Origin of the sequence: Aneurinibacillus uraniidurans (genome assembly GCF_028471905.1) — a bacterium.
GTDB lineage: Bacteria > Bacillota > Bacilli > Aneurinibacillales > Aneurinibacillaceae > Aneurinibacillus > Aneurinibacillus uraniidurans.
Genome location: NZ_CP116902.1, coordinates 2,724,011 through 2,740,742, shown reverse-complemented (window position 1 = coordinate 2,740,742; position 16,732 = coordinate 2,724,011). Strand labels below are relative to the sequence as shown.

17 protein-coding genes, 1 pseudogene and 1 riboswitch are annotated in these 16,732 nt (G+C 40.9%); of the genes and pseudogenes, 12 read left to right on the top strand and 6 right to left on the bottom strand.

Annotated elements, in window-relative coordinates; all coding sequences use genetic code 11:
• Positions 1 to 138: 138 nt before the first annotated feature.
• A complete protein-coding gene (locus PO771_RS13640; protein ID WP_422664952.1) occupies positions 139 to 342 on the top strand; it encodes a cold-shock protein in 204 nt (67 codons plus the stop codon).
• A 3-nt stretch (positions 343 to 345) separates the two neighbouring features.
• Here PO771_RS13640 and PO771_RS13635 read toward each other — a convergent pair whose 3' ends face one another.
• From PO771_RS13635 to PO771_RS13625, 3 genes are all read right to left on the bottom strand, one after another.
• Positions 346 to 1,005, bottom strand: coding sequence for a response regulator (locus PO771_RS13635; protein ID WP_272560243.1), 660 nt, complete (start codon positions 1,003 to 1,005; stop codon positions 346 to 348).
• Between the two features lie 155 nt (positions 1,006 to 1,160).
• Positions 1,161 to 2,318, bottom strand: coding sequence for an RNA-guided endonuclease InsQ/TnpB family protein (locus PO771_RS13630; RefSeq protein WP_272560242.1), 1,158 nt, complete (start codon positions 2,316 to 2,318; stop codon positions 1,161 to 1,163).
• A 168-nt stretch (positions 2,319 to 2,486) separates the two neighbouring features.
• The gene (locus tag PO771_RS13625) at positions 2,487 to 3,500 is read right to left on the bottom strand and encodes a PAS domain-containing sensor histidine kinase (protein WP_272560241.1); all 1,014 of its coding nucleotides are present in this window, start codon (positions 3,498 to 3,500) and stop codon (positions 2,487 to 2,489) included.
• Between the two features lie 160 nt (positions 3,501 to 3,660).
• Here PO771_RS13625 and PO771_RS13620 point away from each other — a divergent pair, with 160 nt between their 5' ends.
• Positions 3,661 to 5,634: a methyl-accepting chemotaxis protein gene (locus PO771_RS13620; RefSeq protein WP_272560240.1), complete on the top strand. Its 1,974-nt coding sequence runs from the start codon at positions 3,661 to 3,663 to the stop codon at positions 5,632 to 5,634.
• A gap of 77 nt (positions 5,635 to 5,711) precedes the next feature.
• Here PO771_RS13620 and ade read toward each other — a convergent pair whose 3' ends face one another.
• The 3 genes from ade to PO771_RS13605 all read right to left on the bottom strand — a co-directional run bounded on the left by ade (position 5,712) and on the right by PO771_RS13605 (position 9,355).
• Entirely contained in the window at positions 5,712 to 7,457 is a 1,746-nt protein-coding gene (gene ade, locus PO771_RS13615) for an adenine deaminase (RefSeq protein WP_272563176.1), read from the bottom strand.
• Positions 7,458 to 7,508: 51 nt separating this feature from the next.
• Positions 7,509 to 7,608, bottom strand: a riboswitch (purine riboswitch).
• Positions 7,609 to 7,640: 32 nt separating this feature from the next.
• The gene (locus PO771_RS13610) at positions 7,641 to 8,111 is read right to left on the bottom strand and encodes a DUF2642 domain-containing protein (protein WP_272560239.1); all 471 of its coding nucleotides are present in this window, start codon (positions 8,109 to 8,111) and stop codon (positions 7,641 to 7,643) included.
• Positions 8,112 to 8,992: 881 nt separating this feature from the next.
• Complete coding sequence (locus PO771_RS13605; RefSeq protein WP_272560238.1) at positions 8,993 to 9,355, bottom strand: winged helix-turn-helix transcriptional regulator; 363 nt, start codon at positions 9,353 to 9,355, stop codon at positions 8,993 to 8,995.
• 199 nt (positions 9,356 to 9,554) lie between these two features.
• Here PO771_RS13605 and PO771_RS13600 point away from each other — a divergent pair, with 199 nt between their 5' ends.
• The 10 genes and pseudogenes from PO771_RS13600 to PO771_RS13555 all read left to right on the top strand — a co-directional run bounded on the left by PO771_RS13600 (position 9,555) and on the right by PO771_RS13555 (position 16,669).
• Positions 9,555 to 10,778, top strand: a complete 1,224-nt coding sequence (locus tag PO771_RS13600) for an MFS transporter (RefSeq protein WP_272560237.1) — start codon at positions 9,555 to 9,557, stop codon at positions 10,776 to 10,778.
• Between the two features lie 8 nt (positions 10,779 to 10,786).
• Positions 10,787 to 10,985 (top strand): annotated as a pseudogene (locus PO771_RS13595) (heme-degrading domain-containing protein); the annotation flags it as partial.
• 30 nt (positions 10,986 to 11,015) lie between these two features.
• Positions 11,016 to 11,489, top strand: coding sequence for a tautomerase family protein (locus PO771_RS13590; protein ID WP_272560236.1), 474 nt, complete (start codon positions 11,016 to 11,018; stop codon positions 11,487 to 11,489).
• A gap of 53 nt (positions 11,490 to 11,542) precedes the next feature.
• Positions 11,543 to 12,385: an aldo/keto reductase gene (locus tag PO771_RS13585; RefSeq protein ID WP_272560235.1), complete on the top strand. Its 843-nt coding sequence runs from the start codon at positions 11,543 to 11,545 to the stop codon at positions 12,383 to 12,385.
• Positions 12,386 to 12,845: 460 nt separating this feature from the next.
• Entirely contained in the window at positions 12,846 to 13,052 is a 207-nt protein-coding gene (locus PO771_RS13580) for a hypothetical protein (RefSeq protein WP_272560234.1), read from the top strand.
• 986 nt (positions 13,053 to 14,038) lie between these two features.
• Positions 14,039 to 14,287 (top strand): DUF2829 domain-containing protein, encoded by a 249-nt coding sequence (locus tag PO771_RS13575; RefSeq protein WP_272560233.1) that lies wholly within the window; start codon positions 14,039 to 14,041, stop codon positions 14,285 to 14,287.
• Positions 14,288 to 14,639: 352 nt separating this feature from the next.
• Entirely contained in the window at positions 14,640 to 14,930 is a 291-nt protein-coding gene (locus PO771_RS13570) for a hypothetical protein (RefSeq protein WP_272560232.1), read from the top strand.
• A 503-nt stretch (positions 14,931 to 15,433) separates the two neighbouring features.
• A complete protein-coding gene (locus tag PO771_RS13565) occupies positions 15,434 to 15,775 on the top strand; it encodes a hypothetical protein (protein WP_272560231.1) in 342 nt (113 codons plus the stop codon).
• A gap of 285 nt (positions 15,776 to 16,060) precedes the next feature.
• Entirely contained in the window at positions 16,061 to 16,309 is a 249-nt protein-coding gene (locus PO771_RS13560; RefSeq protein WP_272560230.1) for a DUF2798 domain-containing protein, read from the top strand.
• Positions 16,310 to 16,492: 183 nt separating this feature from the next.
• A complete protein-coding gene (locus tag PO771_RS13555; protein ID WP_272560229.1) occupies positions 16,493 to 16,669 on the top strand; it encodes a hypothetical protein in 177 nt (58 codons plus the stop codon).
• Positions 16,670 to 16,732 lie beyond the last annotated feature (63 nt).

Genomic DNA, 16,732 nt, shown 5'->3' with positions numbered 1-16,732 from the left:
AATACGGCATAACGGGACAACTTCCTACTGTATCGACAAAGGTTATCAAAACAAGTGTAAATTCGATATTTCGACAGATGCATAAAGCATACATCCTAAGGAATACTATGGATATTCCTGAAAAAAGGGGGATTTTGTATGGCATTCATGCGTGCGCGTCAGCAGTTGGAAGAAGTGCCGTTATTTGAAATAGTGGTATGGAGCTGTGAAAATGAATCTTGTAACGGCTGGATGCGCCAGGATTATTCATTCATTGCACAACCGGATTGCCCGCTCTGTCAGTCTCGGATGAACATGGAAAATCGTATGCTGCCGCAGTTGTCCCATTATGCTGGACCGTAGTGATCAGGTCGGTTTGTATACGTTAAGCATCCCATGTTCAATCGCGTACTGGACAAGATCAGCCCGTGTCGTAAGCTGCAATTTTTTCATGGCACTTGTTTTATGATTTTCGACAGTTTTCACACTGATGAACAGCTGCTCGGAAATTTCCTTGTTTGTATAGCCCCTGGCTGTTAAGCGAACGATTTCTTCTTCGCGAGCTGTCAGGGTTTTTTTATTGCCTTCTTCCGTTACTTCACGCTGAAATTGGGCGATGAGGTCAGCAGGGAACGTCGTATCAAAGTATTTGTGACCTTGTGTAATGGCATAAATAGCTTCCAGTAATTGCTGCGTATCGGTCTGTTTGAGGACGAGACCGTCTGCTCCAAGTCGTATTGCTTGTTTTACGTAAATTTCGTCATCATGCATGGTCAGAATTAGCACGGGAATGTCAGGAAACGAGCGCCTAATTTCTTGTAAGGCTGTGAATCCGTCCATTCCTTTGGGCATGGACAGATCGGTAATAATTAGATCAGGCTGGATGACATGAAGAAGCTTGAGTCCTTCCTGTCCGTCAGCCGCTTCACCGATCACTTTGATAGAAGGCTGGCTATGTAAGAATAGGGTCAGCCCGGAGCGAACAATGACATGATCTTCAATTAGTAAAATGTTAATCGTCTGCATGTAAAGCCTGCCACTTAAAACATAGACAAACGTCTATGTTAAGAGTTTTCCTGTTTCATCCTGCCCCATCTCGCCACTTGCCCGCTACTACGGTTTGTTTGACAGTCCACAGGCGTAAATTCCCGACTAGCCATCGGTACATATACACCGCTTCGTTAGATTACTACGGTATATTCCGTTGCTTGTTTCAAATTTAGGGATGCGTTGAAGTCACGGTCTAAGCTTGTTCCGCAGTTTTCACAGATGAAAGTACGCTCCCTTAGGGAAAGTTGTACCTTTTTATGCCCACAGCAACTGCATAGCTTAGATGATGGATAAAACGTACTGACTTCTCGCACTTCAATCCCGTACTTCCTACATGCGGATAGAAGTTTCAACTTGAAATCATAGAATCCCTGATTGGAAACGGCTCTTGCCACATGCCGATTCTTGACCATTCCTTTTATATTCAATTTCTCCAATGTGATAAAGGCTGGCTTGGTTTTCACCAACATACTCACGACATAGGAACGGTACGCTGAACGCATGTTAGCCAATCGCATGTGCAACGCTTGCACTCTCAACACAGCTTTGCGTATGTTACTCCTGCGATAAGTGGCAGATGTTTCACCTCTCTTTCGTTGCTCATATTTTCTTGATAACGCACGTTGCGCTCGTTTCAGTCGCTTTTCCGTGCGCCTGACTGCGGAGGTTTTGTTGAGATTACCAAATATCTGCCCGTCACTTGCAATCACAAAATCACTTACTCCCACGTCAATTCCAATGCCGTCTCCTCGTTTTGCTTGTTCGTAACTCTTCTGTATTTCAACCAATACACTGACAAAATATCGACCTGCTTTTTGTGATACGGTGCCACTTCGTACCGTTGCGTTTACCGGGATATAGCCCTTTTCTTTTAGGCGTACCCATCCAAGCGTAGGAATCTTTATACGATGTCGTTCTATCGCCCAGTCTGTTTTGTTGTTCTTAGGGAAATAAGCTTTTACATCCTGATTCTTTTTCTTCTTGGATCGTGGATACTTGGCTAATCCCTTAAAGAACTTTTTGAACGCTTTCTCCCCGTTCACCATCGCCTGTTTAACCGCTTTAGATGATACTTCCTTAATCCACTTGTATTCATCTTGCTTAGAAATATCATGATTTACAAGTTTGGAAAAGTCGTTGGCTGTAAGGAACGTCTTATCTTTCTCGTACTGCACTTTATTCTTGGAAAGATACAGATTGTAGATAAAGCGACATGTTCCAATGGTTCGGTTGATCTTGTCCACTTGCTCTGGTGTAGGGTAGATTTCTGTCTTACATCCACGCAACATCTACTTTCACCTCTCACATTATTATACATAATTGCAGGAAAAGGCGAAAAAGGAACACAGGTCTTTATCCAATTACATTATGACGTTGCTTCAAAATTGCACCACTCCGAAATAATGGAGTGGTTTTTCTATGTTTGTAGATGGTTGTCTACGTTTTTAAGAACCGTTCTACATATCCTTGTTGGTACACGGAATACTAACATGGATGGTCGTGCCACCGCCAGGTACAGATAAAATGCGAATCGTGCCGTCAAGCAGGCGGGTTCGCTCTGTCATATGGCGCAGCCCGAGTCCTCCTCCATGGTGAACCACTTCGGTGTCAAAGCCTGTGCCCTGATCGGTAATGGTGACAGTGAGCCGATTTTTTTTGCGATCATGTATAACCTCCACGATCGCTTGTGGGCTATGCGCGTGTTTGGCAATGTTATGCAAGGCTTCTTGAATGATACGGTACACATTGAGCTCAAGCTGTGGCGTAAAGCGTGTATCCGCGTCCACGTTAGAATGTAGCGTAACGGCAAGTGGAAAATGCTGCTCGATGCGCCGAATTAACGAGGTAAGCGCAGCGTTGAGTCCGAGCATATCGAGAGCGGGTGGACGCAAGTCAGCAGACAGCCGCTTCACTTCCTGCATCGCATCCTGCAGCACAGGCAGCGTGTCGGTAATAAAAGAAGCTGTAGAAGGATCGGTCTGACGGGCAAGCACTTGCAGCGCCATGGATACGCTAAAAAGTGACTGCCCGACACCGTCATGCAGTTCAAGTGCGATTCGTTTTCGCTCTGCCTCCTGTGCCTCGATTGTCTGACGAGCCAGCAGTTTCGCCATGCGAATCTCGTCTTCTTTTTTCTTCTGGGACAAATCCCGCAACATTAAAACTGTTTTGCCCTCTTCATCAGGAGCCCCGGAAAGATATGTTGTGCTAAATGACACAGGAATGGTTTCGCCGTACATCGTGGGCATCTCTGACTCGAAGTAGGGAGGTGGATTATGGCCCATTAAAAGGCAGCGCTGCTCGCCTTCCTGGATGACGCGTTTTTGGCAGAAGATACAATAGGGAGCTCGCTCTCCGATATTCCATCCTGTTAGTCGAACAGCAGCAGGGTTCATTTCTTGAATGATGCGCTGTTTGTCCATAATGACTACCCCATCGGTCAAGTGCTGAAAAAATTCTTGTTCGAGCATAAATTCCCAGTCCTTTTTCTTTTTACTGTATCATAATTAGCAAGAAGCATAAAATTTCTTCCCATATATTGTCGAATCATGCAGAAAAATTATATAGTAGAAATAGTTGTTTAGTTTGTTTGGGTAGAGAGTTGTGACAGCAGGAAGGGGAGAAATGGGTGTGAAATCATTACGAAGCAAGTTATTGTGGATGGTGCTACCAATCTTAATTGCGTCATTGTCCATTATCGCTTGGATTAATCATGTGAAAGCTACAGAGTTCCTAGAACAGAACTTTGATGAAAAAGCGACGCTGCAAATCAACAATTTAAAGAAAGAGATTAGCACGTGGATTTCTGTTCGAGAAAGCATACTTTCGACGATTGGACAGGCTGATATCTTACGGGATGGTACGCCAGAACAAGCGATGCCTTATTTACGCAATTTGTTAAAAATCAATCGAGAATTCGATTATTTATACGTAAGTGATGCGCAGGGGAATATACTAACAACAGACGGAAATCGTTCGAATGTAAGTGACCGTGCGTATTTTAAAGAAGCAATGGAAGGAAAAAATGCGATTTCTGACGTTGTCATCGCGAAAACAACAGGAAAGAAAATTGTTGTAATGGCCGTGCCGATTCTAGACGCTGCGGGAAACCGTAAAGGGGTACTCGGCGGGATTATTACAGCAGATTATCTGACGAATATTATTACGGGAGAGAAGCTTGGCAAGACCGGTTATGCTTTTATGATGCAAAGCAATGGATTGCTAGTTGCTCATCCGAACCGAGAAAAAATTTTAAAAGAAAACTTGTTTGAGAACCCGAACCCGGCACTTGTGCAGATGGCGAAAGATTCGCAGAAAGGGGAGTCTGGCTCACATCGGTATACATATGAGGGGATCGATAAGCTTGGCTACTATACAATGGTGCCGCGTACGCATTGGTCGCTGTTTATTACCGCACCGGCTAGTGAAGCAACCGAACAGCTTTCCTATCTGGCTAAAATCTCGTTTGCCACAGCGCTTGGGGTGCTGCTGTTTACAGTTATCATCTTGATTTTGTTTGCTTCCCGTTTTGTGCGACCGATCCAGATGCTTAGTCATGTGACAAATGAGCTGGCACAGGGCAATTTAACGGTGCGTTCGAATTTGCGGAGCACAGATGAACTGGGGCGCCTTGGCGAGAATTTTGATACCATGATTGAAAATATGAGTGGCATTATTGACACGATGAAGAAAACATCCACGCATTTGGAGAACTCTTCGGCCAATATGACAATCGCAAGTGCCGAGACGAAGCAAGCGGCAGAAGAAGTTGCGGGTACGATTCAGGAGATGGCAACGGGTGCGATGGATATTGCTGACTCGGTAGTAGAAGTAAGTGGAGAGATGGGGGTCATGAAAGGAGCGATCGATGCGGTTTCTACAGAAGCACATGCGATGGCGGAATCGTTCCATCATATGTCTGACCTCTCCCGTGAAGGACGGATTTCTTCAGAGCGTGCTGTGACCAGCATGAAGGAAATTGATACGAATATTAATGAATCATACCAGGTAATGCAAGATCTACAAGGGAAAACAAATGAGATTGGCAGCATCGTTACACTCATTTCCAACATTGCGGAGCAAACGAATCTGCTGGCATTGAATGCAAGCATTGAAGCGGCACGGGCAGGTGAGCATGGGAAGGGCTTTGCTGTCGTAGCAAATGAGGTACGTAAGCTTGCTGAGCAGACGAATCAGGCGACTAACCAGATTCAGACGCTTATCCTAGATACGCAGCGGGAAGCGAATCGTGCTGCAAGTTCGATTGAAGGTGGAGTGCGTACAGTGCTCGATGGACGGTCTATGGTTGAGTCGACTGGTGTTCATTTTAGTGAGATTGATAGCATGATTACGGAGTTGACTGAGCAGACGAATCGCATTGCGCAGGAGCTTAAGCGCGTTGAGTCGACAAGTGTATCTGTTGGACAGGCGATGGAGCATATCGCAGCCGTTACGGAACAGGCGTCGGCAAGCACAGAAGAAGTGAGTGCGTCAAGCGAGCAGCAGGCGGCGTCGGCACAGGAAATTCTCAACGACAGCCACAAGCTTAAGGAACTGTCTACCCAGCTGCAGGATGTTGTGAATCGGTTCCGGATTCATGGGTAGCGTGTAACTGTAATAAAAGGAGCAGACTTATTGGTGTCTGCTCCTTTTTTATGTTCACAATGAATGCAGAGAATGAATCATTCATCAACCTGGACGTTTATATGGGAAAAAGAAGAAAATTGAAATAATCCTTTATCTGTTAATTTAAGTTGCGGTATGACAGGAAGTGTCAAAAACGATAACGTCAAAAAAGGGTTAAATGTTTTTGGCGAACCAATTATCGAAAGAGATTCATTTAATTTTTTCAGCGATTGATAGACGGTCTCATACTTTTCTTCCGACATTAATCCTGCAACGGGAAGTGATAAGGAAGCCAAAACTTCTTTTCCCGCAACAACGGCTAATCCACCATTTGTCTTGATTACTTGTTCGACTGCAAGCAGCATTTCTTCATCAGACGTTCCTATGACTACAATATTATGAGAATCATGGGCTACTGTACTAGCGATTGCCCCTTTTTGTAACTGAAATCCTTTTACAATTCCTAATCCAACATTTCCTGTAGCTTTATGCCTTTCGATTACAGCTAATTTTAACTGATCATTTTCAGTAGAAGAACAAAAAAGTCGATTCTGCACGTTTACTTTTTCTTTTCGATGATAGGTAACTAAACTATTGGGAATGATTTCAATCACATTACAAACATCCGAAGACAAAGGGATTTCTAAATCCTCCAATTTCACTTCTTTCGGATTCATTTTAGGTAGTACATGTGATAAATCTTGAGCAGTTTGCATTTTCGGAAAGGATTCTTCCACAATTCTTCCGTTATCGACGATACACGTGCCTTTTTTATAAACCTGATGAATGGCTATGGTATTCAAATCATCAAGAAGAAGAAAATCTGCCTGATACCCAGGTGCAACAGCCCCTATATTACGAAGGCCAAAGCACTCTGCTGCGTTCAAAGTCACCATTTGAATCGCAATGACAGGGTCTAACCCCTTCTGAATAGCTTGTCTTACGATATGGTCTACACTTCCTTCTTCAATCAAATCGTCTACGAGCTTATCGTCTGTAACAAATAAGCATCGTCTTGAATTTTGTTGTGTAATAACAGGAAGTAATGCTTCTAAGTCTTTTGCTACAGTTCCTTCCCTAACCATCAGATACATGCCAAGCTCTAAACGGTCTTTTGCTTCTTTACTATTGATACTTTCATGGTCGGTTCGAATACCTGCCGCCATGTAGATGTTTAACTCTTCTCTTTTAAGCCCAGCTGCATGACCATCAATTATGCCACCATGTGATTGGGTCATACAAATTTTATCCAGCATAACCTTATCCCCAGATGATACAGCGGGAAAATCCATGACTTCAGCAAGTCCCAAAACTTTGGGATCAGACATGAAGGGAAGTAATTGTTCCGCATCTAACTTTGCACCACTTGTTTCGAACGGAGTTGCTGGAACACAAGAAGGCAGCATTACAAATATATCTAAAGGCAGATCCTTAGCGCTATCGAGCATATATTGAATTCCATCTGCACCTGCCACGTTTGCGATCTCATGGGGATCAGTCATGACAGTAGTTACTCCATGCTGAAGAACAACTTTTGCAAATTCCTGAGGAGTCAGCATCGCGCTTTCGATATGGACATGGGCGTCAATAAATCCTGGAACGATGAGTTTACCTTGTGCATCAATGATTTCATTTCCTTCATAAGAGCCGATTCCTGCAATGATTCCATCAACAATGGCAATATCACCTTCCATAAACTCTCCTGTGAAAACATTTAAAATTTTACCTTGCTTAACAACTACATCCGCAGGAATCGTTTTTCCAGCTACTAAAATTCTCTTTTTGAGTATTGAATCACACATATTCACGAAATCACTCCTTTTAAAAATAAAAAAATCCTGATTACAAATAAATGTTAAACACACACTTTTTGTAATCAGGATTTTACGGTTCCTGGTAGAGACCCTTATACCATATCTATAAGGTTATACTATACAATTTTTTAATATACATTTTAAATCGTTAAAGGAAGAAATTCAATACTTTTATTCATCTTGAGCTTCTCTGTAGTGATGATGCTTCTTGCAATGATGACAATGTTTAATTGGCATAATCGCAACAATTTCTTCAATCCGAATAAAGAAAACTGTATGCATAGACTCAAGTACGATGTGATCTGGCTTCACATCTATAAGTTTTCCTACGCATTTATCACGGACAGTTTCAACTACTACCTTATGTCCAATCAGTTTACACAGTAAGTGCACGAAAGACGGATTTACAGGAGCTACGTAGTGAACATGGTGCATGTGGTGCATTCCTCCATGCATAGGATACATTGCGCCCATCACCGGGGCATTTGGCATTGGCGCTGTTGCACCCATCACCGGGGCATTTGGCATCGGCGCTGTTGCACCCATCACCGGGGCGTTCGGCATTGGCGCTGTTTCGCCCATCACCGGAGCATTTGGCATTGGAGCCATTTCACCTAGTACAGGATAATTTGGATAATGCATACTGTCATCTCCCTTCTTATTTCAACAGTCACATCCTATGTATATGCCTAAGAGGATGATCCATCATTTGTCAAATTTAGGCTAATATGATGCGAGTAATGCCTTCCAACGTGGCCGGGGCGGTGCCATTCGTCAAACACGCTATTCAAAATAAATTATAGAGAGGGGAAAAGATATATGGGAGCGTAGCAACTCACTTTTCTTGCAGAGGTCAATGAGAAAGAAGCTGGCGTCATTGACCTGTTCCCTTCGCTACGCCAGCCAGAAAAGATTAATGTGTTGAAGGTAAAGCAGATTGATTGAGCGTTAAAAAAATAGCCTAGATGCAACGGAATTGACCATTATCGAATAAAAATACCTCAACTCTACTGAATTAACGGACATGCACATTTATACAGAGCTCGGGCCTAAAAAAGGAAAGTATTATGAAAAGAAACGCACTACGTTTTTTCGTATTGCAACAGCGCTCGGTATTGTCTAATTAGATTTACGCGGGGTACCGCCAACAAAATGAGGATTTCACATGCTAAGGAAATTTCAATACTAAAAAGCCCAATTTCTCTGTATTAAAATAGAGAAACTGGGTTCTTTTTCATTACTCCATAAAAGTGTCCTATCATAACTAGCTGATAAGGGAGCTGCCCGATAGTTTTGCGATTGTTGCTGGGCTATTTTACGTTACGACGGCATGGCATACAGTTTCCGGAATAAACATCTCTAATTTTTCTTCGCTATGTAGAAAAATCAGAGATGTTTATTAGGGTACCTCTAATATTTTTGAACATTTTGAACGCGGAGAACTCGCCCTTTAATCTTGGTTCATCTATTCCATGGTTAATTTGTCAGTTAGTAATGTAGATAAATTATGTTACAAAATCAATCTATTTGTTTAAGATGTTGTCCTCTAAGACAGATGCTTTGTCACCATAAACTTTGACAATGTGCTTTTCTCCCCAGGCACATAAGCAATCTAAAATACTCTTCAAACTCCAGCCGTATTCACTAAGCTCATACTCCACTCTTGGTGGAACTTCATTATAACTAATTCGGTTAATGATTCCGTCTTCTTCCAACTCACGCAGCTGCTGGGTTAACATTTTTTGTGTGATGGCAGGCATTAGGCGTTTCAATTCACTTGTTCGCCTTCTGCCGTGGGTTAGATGACAAAGGATGACGCATTTCCATTTCCCTCCTATAACTTCCAATGTGGCTTCCACCGATATATTGTACTTCTTTGTAGACATACTATTCCTCCTTGCTCATTTCCATAGGCACTTAAAAGTACCTATATAACTTTCAAGTATCTATATAACAAAAAAGTGCGTACTTACTTTAATGAATTACCCCACCTATAATACATTTTGCGGGCGGTTCTTGCCAAACTTTTTTAAAGTTGAATGCCCTTGTAAAAATGTAATCACTAGAAAGGAGACCTAAAAATCCATGGAAAACAAAAATAGTACATGGGCGCTGCTAGCATTAGCAGTAAGCGCATTTGCCATAGGAACGACAGAATTTATTAGTGTCGGTTTATTGCCCCTCATTTCACAAGACATGCATATTTCAGTTACAACAGCAGGGCTGACCGTTTCTTTTTATGCTCTTGGGGTAACTTTTGGAGCACCGATTCTTACCCCTTTAACATCGGGTATATCACGCAAAGCTTTGTTGCTTTGGATTATGATCACCTTTATTGTTGGAAACAGTATGGCTGCAAGTGCGACGAGTTTTGCCGTGTTGCTGGTTGCTCGTGTCATTACTGCTTTTTCACACGGGGTGTTTATGTCAATTGGTTCTACTATTGCTGCTGATGTGGTCCCTGAAAATCGCAGAGCCAGCGCCATTTCCTTTATGTTCACAGGACTAACAGTAGCAATCGTCACTGGTGTACCTTTAGGTACGTTTATTGGTCAACAATTAGGATGGAGAGAAGCCTTCATTGTCATTGTCATAGTTGGAATCATTGCTTTTGTCGCAAATAGTATTCTTGTTCCGTCCAATCTGCGAAAAGGTACGAGTACATCCTTGCGCGGTCAATTCAAACCAATAGCCAATGGTCGTCTACTACTTGTATTTATGATTACAGCCTTAGGGTATGGAGGTACGTTTGTTGTCTTTACTTATTTATCTCCATTATTGCAGCAAATTACAGGTTTTAAGGAAGGGGCGATTGCGGTCATTTTACTTGTTTACGGAGTTGCTATAGCAATTGGAAACGTAATTGGAGGAAAAGTTTCGAACCGTAAACCGATCGAGGCCTTGTTTTATATGTTTATCGTACAAGCCATTGTGCTCTTGATCTTAACCTTTACAGCTCCGTTTAAGGTTGCCGCCTTAGTTACGATCTTACTTATGGGATTATTCCATTTCATGAACGTACCAGGTCTCCAAGTCTATGTCGTAATGTTGGCGGAACGATTTGTTCCTGAGGCAGTGGATGTGGCATCAGCGATCAATATTGCAGCCTTTAACGCGGGAATTACACTGGGATCATACCTTGGTGGTGTGATCACTGACTCCATTGGACTTATTCATACGCCTTGGATAGGTGCATTAATGGTTCTCGGGGCTGTGATCCTTACTCGTTGGAGTATGGCTTTAGAGAAAAGAGAGCAACATGCTGAATATGTCAATGGGGCGAAATATTATGAGTGCACCAAGCATTGATGAAATAAGAGCAAGCAGGGAAACAGATTGCTGTTGATATATCAAAAAACGGAGTGCAATTGTTCCACCTTATGATGACAGGAACAACAAAGTCAAATACACGGAATCCCTTATCACGAGGAATATCGTCTGGATGCATCAAAATATGCAGCATTTGGGGGTGCCTTTCCTATCCTAGTGAAAGGTGGTGGTGTGATCGGAATAGTAATTAATATTAATTTTTAAAGAGGTGATACCATGCCATTAATTGTACTGAATACGTGGCCTACAATATCAAAGGAAGAGAAAAAGGAATTCATTTATGAGGTAACAGATCTTACAACTAAGGTATTAAAGATTGTCCCTGATAAAATTCAAGTATTGATACATGAACTTGAGAAAGAAAATTTGGGGAAAGCAGGAGCTGTAGCAATCGATGCTACCTTTGCTGAGAAGAGTAGAGTGATCAATTGGGATACAAAAGAGTCTTATCATACGCCGGATAGTAACATAGATGGAATGGCTATCATCACGATTGATATATGGAATACATTTGATCAAGATACAAAGGATAAGTGGGTAAACCAACTTACACAAATAACATCTAAATTTACTCATGCACCTTTGGATAAAGTACTTATCGTCATTCGTGAAATGATTCCAGGAAATTGGGGACAAAGTGGTGTAACGGGAGCAGATAAAGACTTTCTTTCCAAAAGTCGGACATTTTAAAAACGCACGCATTCGAATAAAAATTCAAATAGATAATAATGGAGGTAATTTTAATGGTTAAAAATTTACAGGATACAACTATGTTGCATAACGGTGTAAAAATGCCTTGGTTTGGTATAGGAGTATTTAAAGTAGAAGAGGGACCTGAGTTAGTTAATGCGGTAAAAGCAGCTATTAGGAATGGTTATCGTAGTGTTGATACTGCAGCTATCTATGGAAATGAAGAAGGAGTCGGACAAGGCATCCGTGAAGGAATTCAAGAAGCTGGAATTTTAAGAGAAGATTTGTTTGTGACTTCTAAAGTTTGGAATGCTGATTTAGGATATGAGTCTACAATAGCAGCATACGAAACAAGTTTAAAGAAACTTGGTTTAGAATATCTAGACTTATACCTCATTCACTGGCCTGTAGAAGGTAAATATAAAGACGCATGGAAAGCGTTAGAGACCCTTTATAAAGAAGGGCGGGTAAAAGCAATAGGGGTAAGTAATTTCCAAACCCATCATCTTGAAGACTTGATGAAAGACGCAGAAATTAAACCGATGGTGAATCAAGTGGAATTCCATCCACGTTTAACTCAAAAAGAACTTCAGTCGTTCTGCCAAGAACATGGAATTCAGTTAGAGGCATGGTCTCCATTAATGCAAGGACAATTACTAGAGAATGAGGTTCTAACAGAGATTGCAAGGAAGTATAACAAATCTGTAGCTCAAGTCATTTTGCGTTGGGATTTGCAAAATGGTGTTGTGACTATTCCGAAGTCTACAAAAGAACATCGAATTATTGAAAACTCTACCGTGTTTGATTTTGAGTTAACGAAAGAAGATATGGAACGAATGGATGGCTTGAATCAGAATCATCGAGTCGGTCCTGACCCGGATAATTTTGATTTTTAATAAAACTACTTAAATAAACTTACCAAATAAAATAGTAGCAACATGTCTTATGTAATTTTTAATAATGAAGGTCACCTGTTAAAGGTGACCTTCATTATTTCATCAATTGAATATCAATGTTTGAAGCACCTTTCCCATATCAAGGGCGTACTCGGGGTTGAAACTGGATGACTATGAAGACCGTGCGACTGAGCGAAAACTAAGACGGGAGGAGCGGTTGGAGTCTGAAGGTACCCGCGGGGCGGCGGAAATAAGACATTCCGCAAAGGGCTTGTACCGTAGCGGCTCCTTGATGCCGAAGTAAATCAGGGACTCCTGAAAACAAAAAAAGACACCCATAAAGGATGCCGAGGGGTAAGGTATGAAGCGGGAATATAATCACCACATAAGGTTAATATTTAGATGGCGCAGCATAACGTTGCGCTCTTTTTATTGGCCCAAAACATAAGGAGGCTGACACATGTTTGAATGGTTAGCTCGTATTAAATCAATTGCATGGCTACATGAAAAATGTGGGGTCTTGTTATATGGAGAAAAAATTATCTGCTCGTCTAGTGGTTATTACTCTTCCAGATCCTCAATCAAGCTGGGAAGACAGCGTAGTAGCCTACCGACAAAGGGAAAAGATACGCTGGGAACGGAAGAAGTGGAATATGAGGCAAATTAAAAAGCAGTCCCTTTTACACAAAGGAACTACTGCTGATGGTTAAGTCAATTTAGGTATAATACCTACGCGCTGGTGCTCGTAACCGTATTTCTCTAGATATGCATGCTTCTCTTCAATGTTGATAGGACGCCATCCATAGCATAAATATTGAGGATTTCCTATCCAACAGTGATTAAAACAACAGAGTTTCCTTATACAGCCTTCGTCTTTGGCCCACCAGCAGTTTTCACAGCTTCTGTATTCTCTTGTTGCGTTCATATCTAACCCCTTTGCAATAATCTAGATGAAATGATTTCTTTAATAATAATGGCGAATTATTCCGAAAAGACAGTTTATTTATTCCGAAAATCTATTTAATTTCAAATTTGTAGTGATATTTCGCTCTCCTGCCATGTTGTAGAGAGAGACAGTTGGACTTCACAAAACGATAACTAGTAAAAAATAAGCACTCTACCTATCAGAGTGCCACGAGAGGAGATTATGGTTATTTGGGGTGTGAAGCCAAATATATCACTTATCAATATGGTACCCCGTTACAAAACAAAAATATATGAACCAGCTAGATTATCTTACTGAAAAAATATGAATCTATCAGATTATCTTACTGCAAAAAAATAGCATCCATACAGACGCGTAAAGGAGAGATTTGAAAATAGTGCAAACATAGGGTCATCTATAATATTACCAGTAATTAGAATGGCGTTGGGTAATAACCGTCCGACACTTTCTGTATAGTAAATGAACAAGCTTGCTAGTATGTGTCGAAATTAAACAACTGTATAAACAATAGGTTAAGCAGCCATAACCTGGTTGCTTTTTTATTTTGAATAGGAGTGATTACTCGTGATTAGTGCATGGTGGCTAGTTCCTGCATTACTAATCGGGTTTATTGCCGGGATCGAAAGAAATGAAGAGTATCACAGAAAACATCCTTATAAGCATATAGGTAGTCGCTAATAAGGTTGCTTTTTTAGTTGGGAGGGGAAATGAAAGAGATGGGTGCGAAATTCGATTTTGGCATGGCCATCGATCTTATGAAAGAGGGGCATAAGATCGCACGAACCGGCTGGAACGGAAAAGGTATGTGGCTATCCCTTGTGAAATCGGACAATTACGTAATTATCGCACCTCCACACAATGGGGAGGACACTCCAGAAGGAGAATATAAAGGGTTGCTGCCGTGGATCGAAATGAAAACAGCGGACAACAAGTTCGTTCCGTGGCTCGCAAGTTAAACAGATGTACTAGCAGAAGATTGGATGATCGTAGAGTAAAGGTAGCTTACGGAGCTGGCTTTTTTGCGTTGTGCTAAACAAAGGTAGGACTAAACATACGTTTGCGGTTAATGGTCAGTTTTTCAGTGTACACTAGGCTTCCTGCCTGGTGTTGACACCCTATCAGTATGTTATGACGGTTACGATCAAATAAGCGTAGTCCAGTATTGACGGGGTGTGAACAGTAAGGCAGGAAAGAAGATCACTAAGTAAATTCATTCTGAAAATGTAATTCAAGTCACAGATACTAACCTTTCCTAAGAATATAATCAAATATATCTTAATGGTTGATGAAAGGTAGGAATGAATGATTATGAAAAAGAAACTTATTGGTGGACTTATGGTAGCAGCTATGGCGTTTTCCGGAGCAGGAGTGGTATCTGCTGCTGGTATTAGCAGTGTAAATAGTATTGATTTAAGTAGTATGGATATCGAGACAGCTTTAAAGCAGGTTGAATCGCAACGATCACAAATGTCTCAACAAATGGATATGCTACGTCTCCAAAGTATGACAGACAAGCGAAATGAAGCCTTTGATGTGATGACGAATTTCATTAAAAAGATGCAGGATAGCAGAAGTTCAATCATCGGTAATATGCGATAAGGAAATTAGAAGTCACTCTCTGGAGTGGCTTTTTTCTTTGATAAAAAGTTAAGGAGGAAAGAAAGGAGAGGAAGAAGTGTGATCACTATTCTAGGCTCCTCCTATATAGCTGTATACACAGTCCTGATGATCATTGGAGCAATTGTGTTTGGTGTATTAGCATGGAGTTCTACAAAGGCTGGCGTAGAGAAGAACAGGCATACAAGCGTAATACAGCATATATCCGTAGCCAGCATAAGCGTATGGAAGAATGGGGTGAGCACTTTCGGGAGCAGAGAGGAAGGCGTAGCAGTGTCCAAGCGGAAAAATAATCTCTTCTATAAATAAATATAAGGATGGTGTTAACTGATGAAAGAAAACAAAGCGGTAAAACGAGGAGATATGACTGGCATGACAGGTTCAGTTATATAAATCAGAAAAGCGAGATACATTTTATGGTTATTAGGCCGTTACTATGCTAAAATATCCATGATAAATTTACCAGATATGCTAAGGAGGAAATCATGAAAGGAACAGCCCAACAGGTGCAAAAGACATCCACAGCAAATACCAATAGCATGGTAACTTGCAGAAAGTGTAAATCCACTCAAGTAGTAGCAAATAAGCGAGGGTACAACTTCTTAAATATGTTCTTAGGATTAGTTATCATGGTTATAGGATCGTTGGCCTGTACCGCATTGAGTTCATATTTTTGGCGATTTAATACGAATTTTTCTGGAGGAATGGCTATAATTTCATTTTTACTCTTCATACTAACTATTCCAGTAGCAATCCTGAGTGGATTCATAGGTAGAAGTAAACTTGTAAATGGTTGTATGAATTGTGGACATAAGTGGATGCCATAAGCTAATATTTATCAGTCACTCTACGGAGGGGCTTTTTCTTATAGATAAGCAGGTAATATATCCCTACTGTCGAAGTAGTAGGGCAGTTTTATTTGCGTCAATTAAGTTGTTCCACTAGCGGACAATTTCGTGGAATGTCCTGAATCTGGTGAAAGAACTGTTTAATCAAGTTTAGGTCACAAGTGGTTTTAATCAGATAAAAAATGTTGACTTGTTTTTCATAAGTTAGTAAACTTTTATAAGTTAATAAAATCAAATTAATTTATGGTGCTAAGGTGGTTAATTTTGAAAATTAATAAAAAATATGAGCAGATAATATTTACTTTTTTAATGGCCTTCGGTATGTCATTTTTAATTTCATTTATATTGGTTTCAATAAATTTTGGTTATAGTAATCTGTTTATAAAAACATGGATGAAAATGTGGTTTGAGGCGTTTTTATGTGCCTTTCCAATTGCATACCTTTTACCTAAGGGAATTAAAAAAGTAATGAAATCAATTACTTTTGTCGAGAACAAGAATTATGAGCAATAATAGAAGCTTTCTAAACATTTTTCTTTGATATCCGAATTGACGGGTTATATTTTTATTATTTAACTCTCGCGGAAGAACACTGTTCCTTCCGTAATCGGTGGTGTAGCACTTGGGCTGCATGGATGATGAGTCACTCTACGGAGTGGCTTTTTATTTTGGAAAGGAGACAGGCGGATGAACAACATGAGTCAATGGCTAGTAAGTTTAGTAGCCGGTACATTGTATGTAGCTGGTATCCGTCAGTATGGAATAGAACCAACACCATTTGAAGCTATTTCCATTGCCGTTCTGACCAAGATATATTTGCAGACCTTTCCAGAGCAGAGAAAGAAGAGAAGAGAGGTATTGTCTTCTAGGTGAACGGTGCCAGTCTATAAAACAAATACTCAACACTCCTTTTTTCCTCTTAAAAATGGCATTATA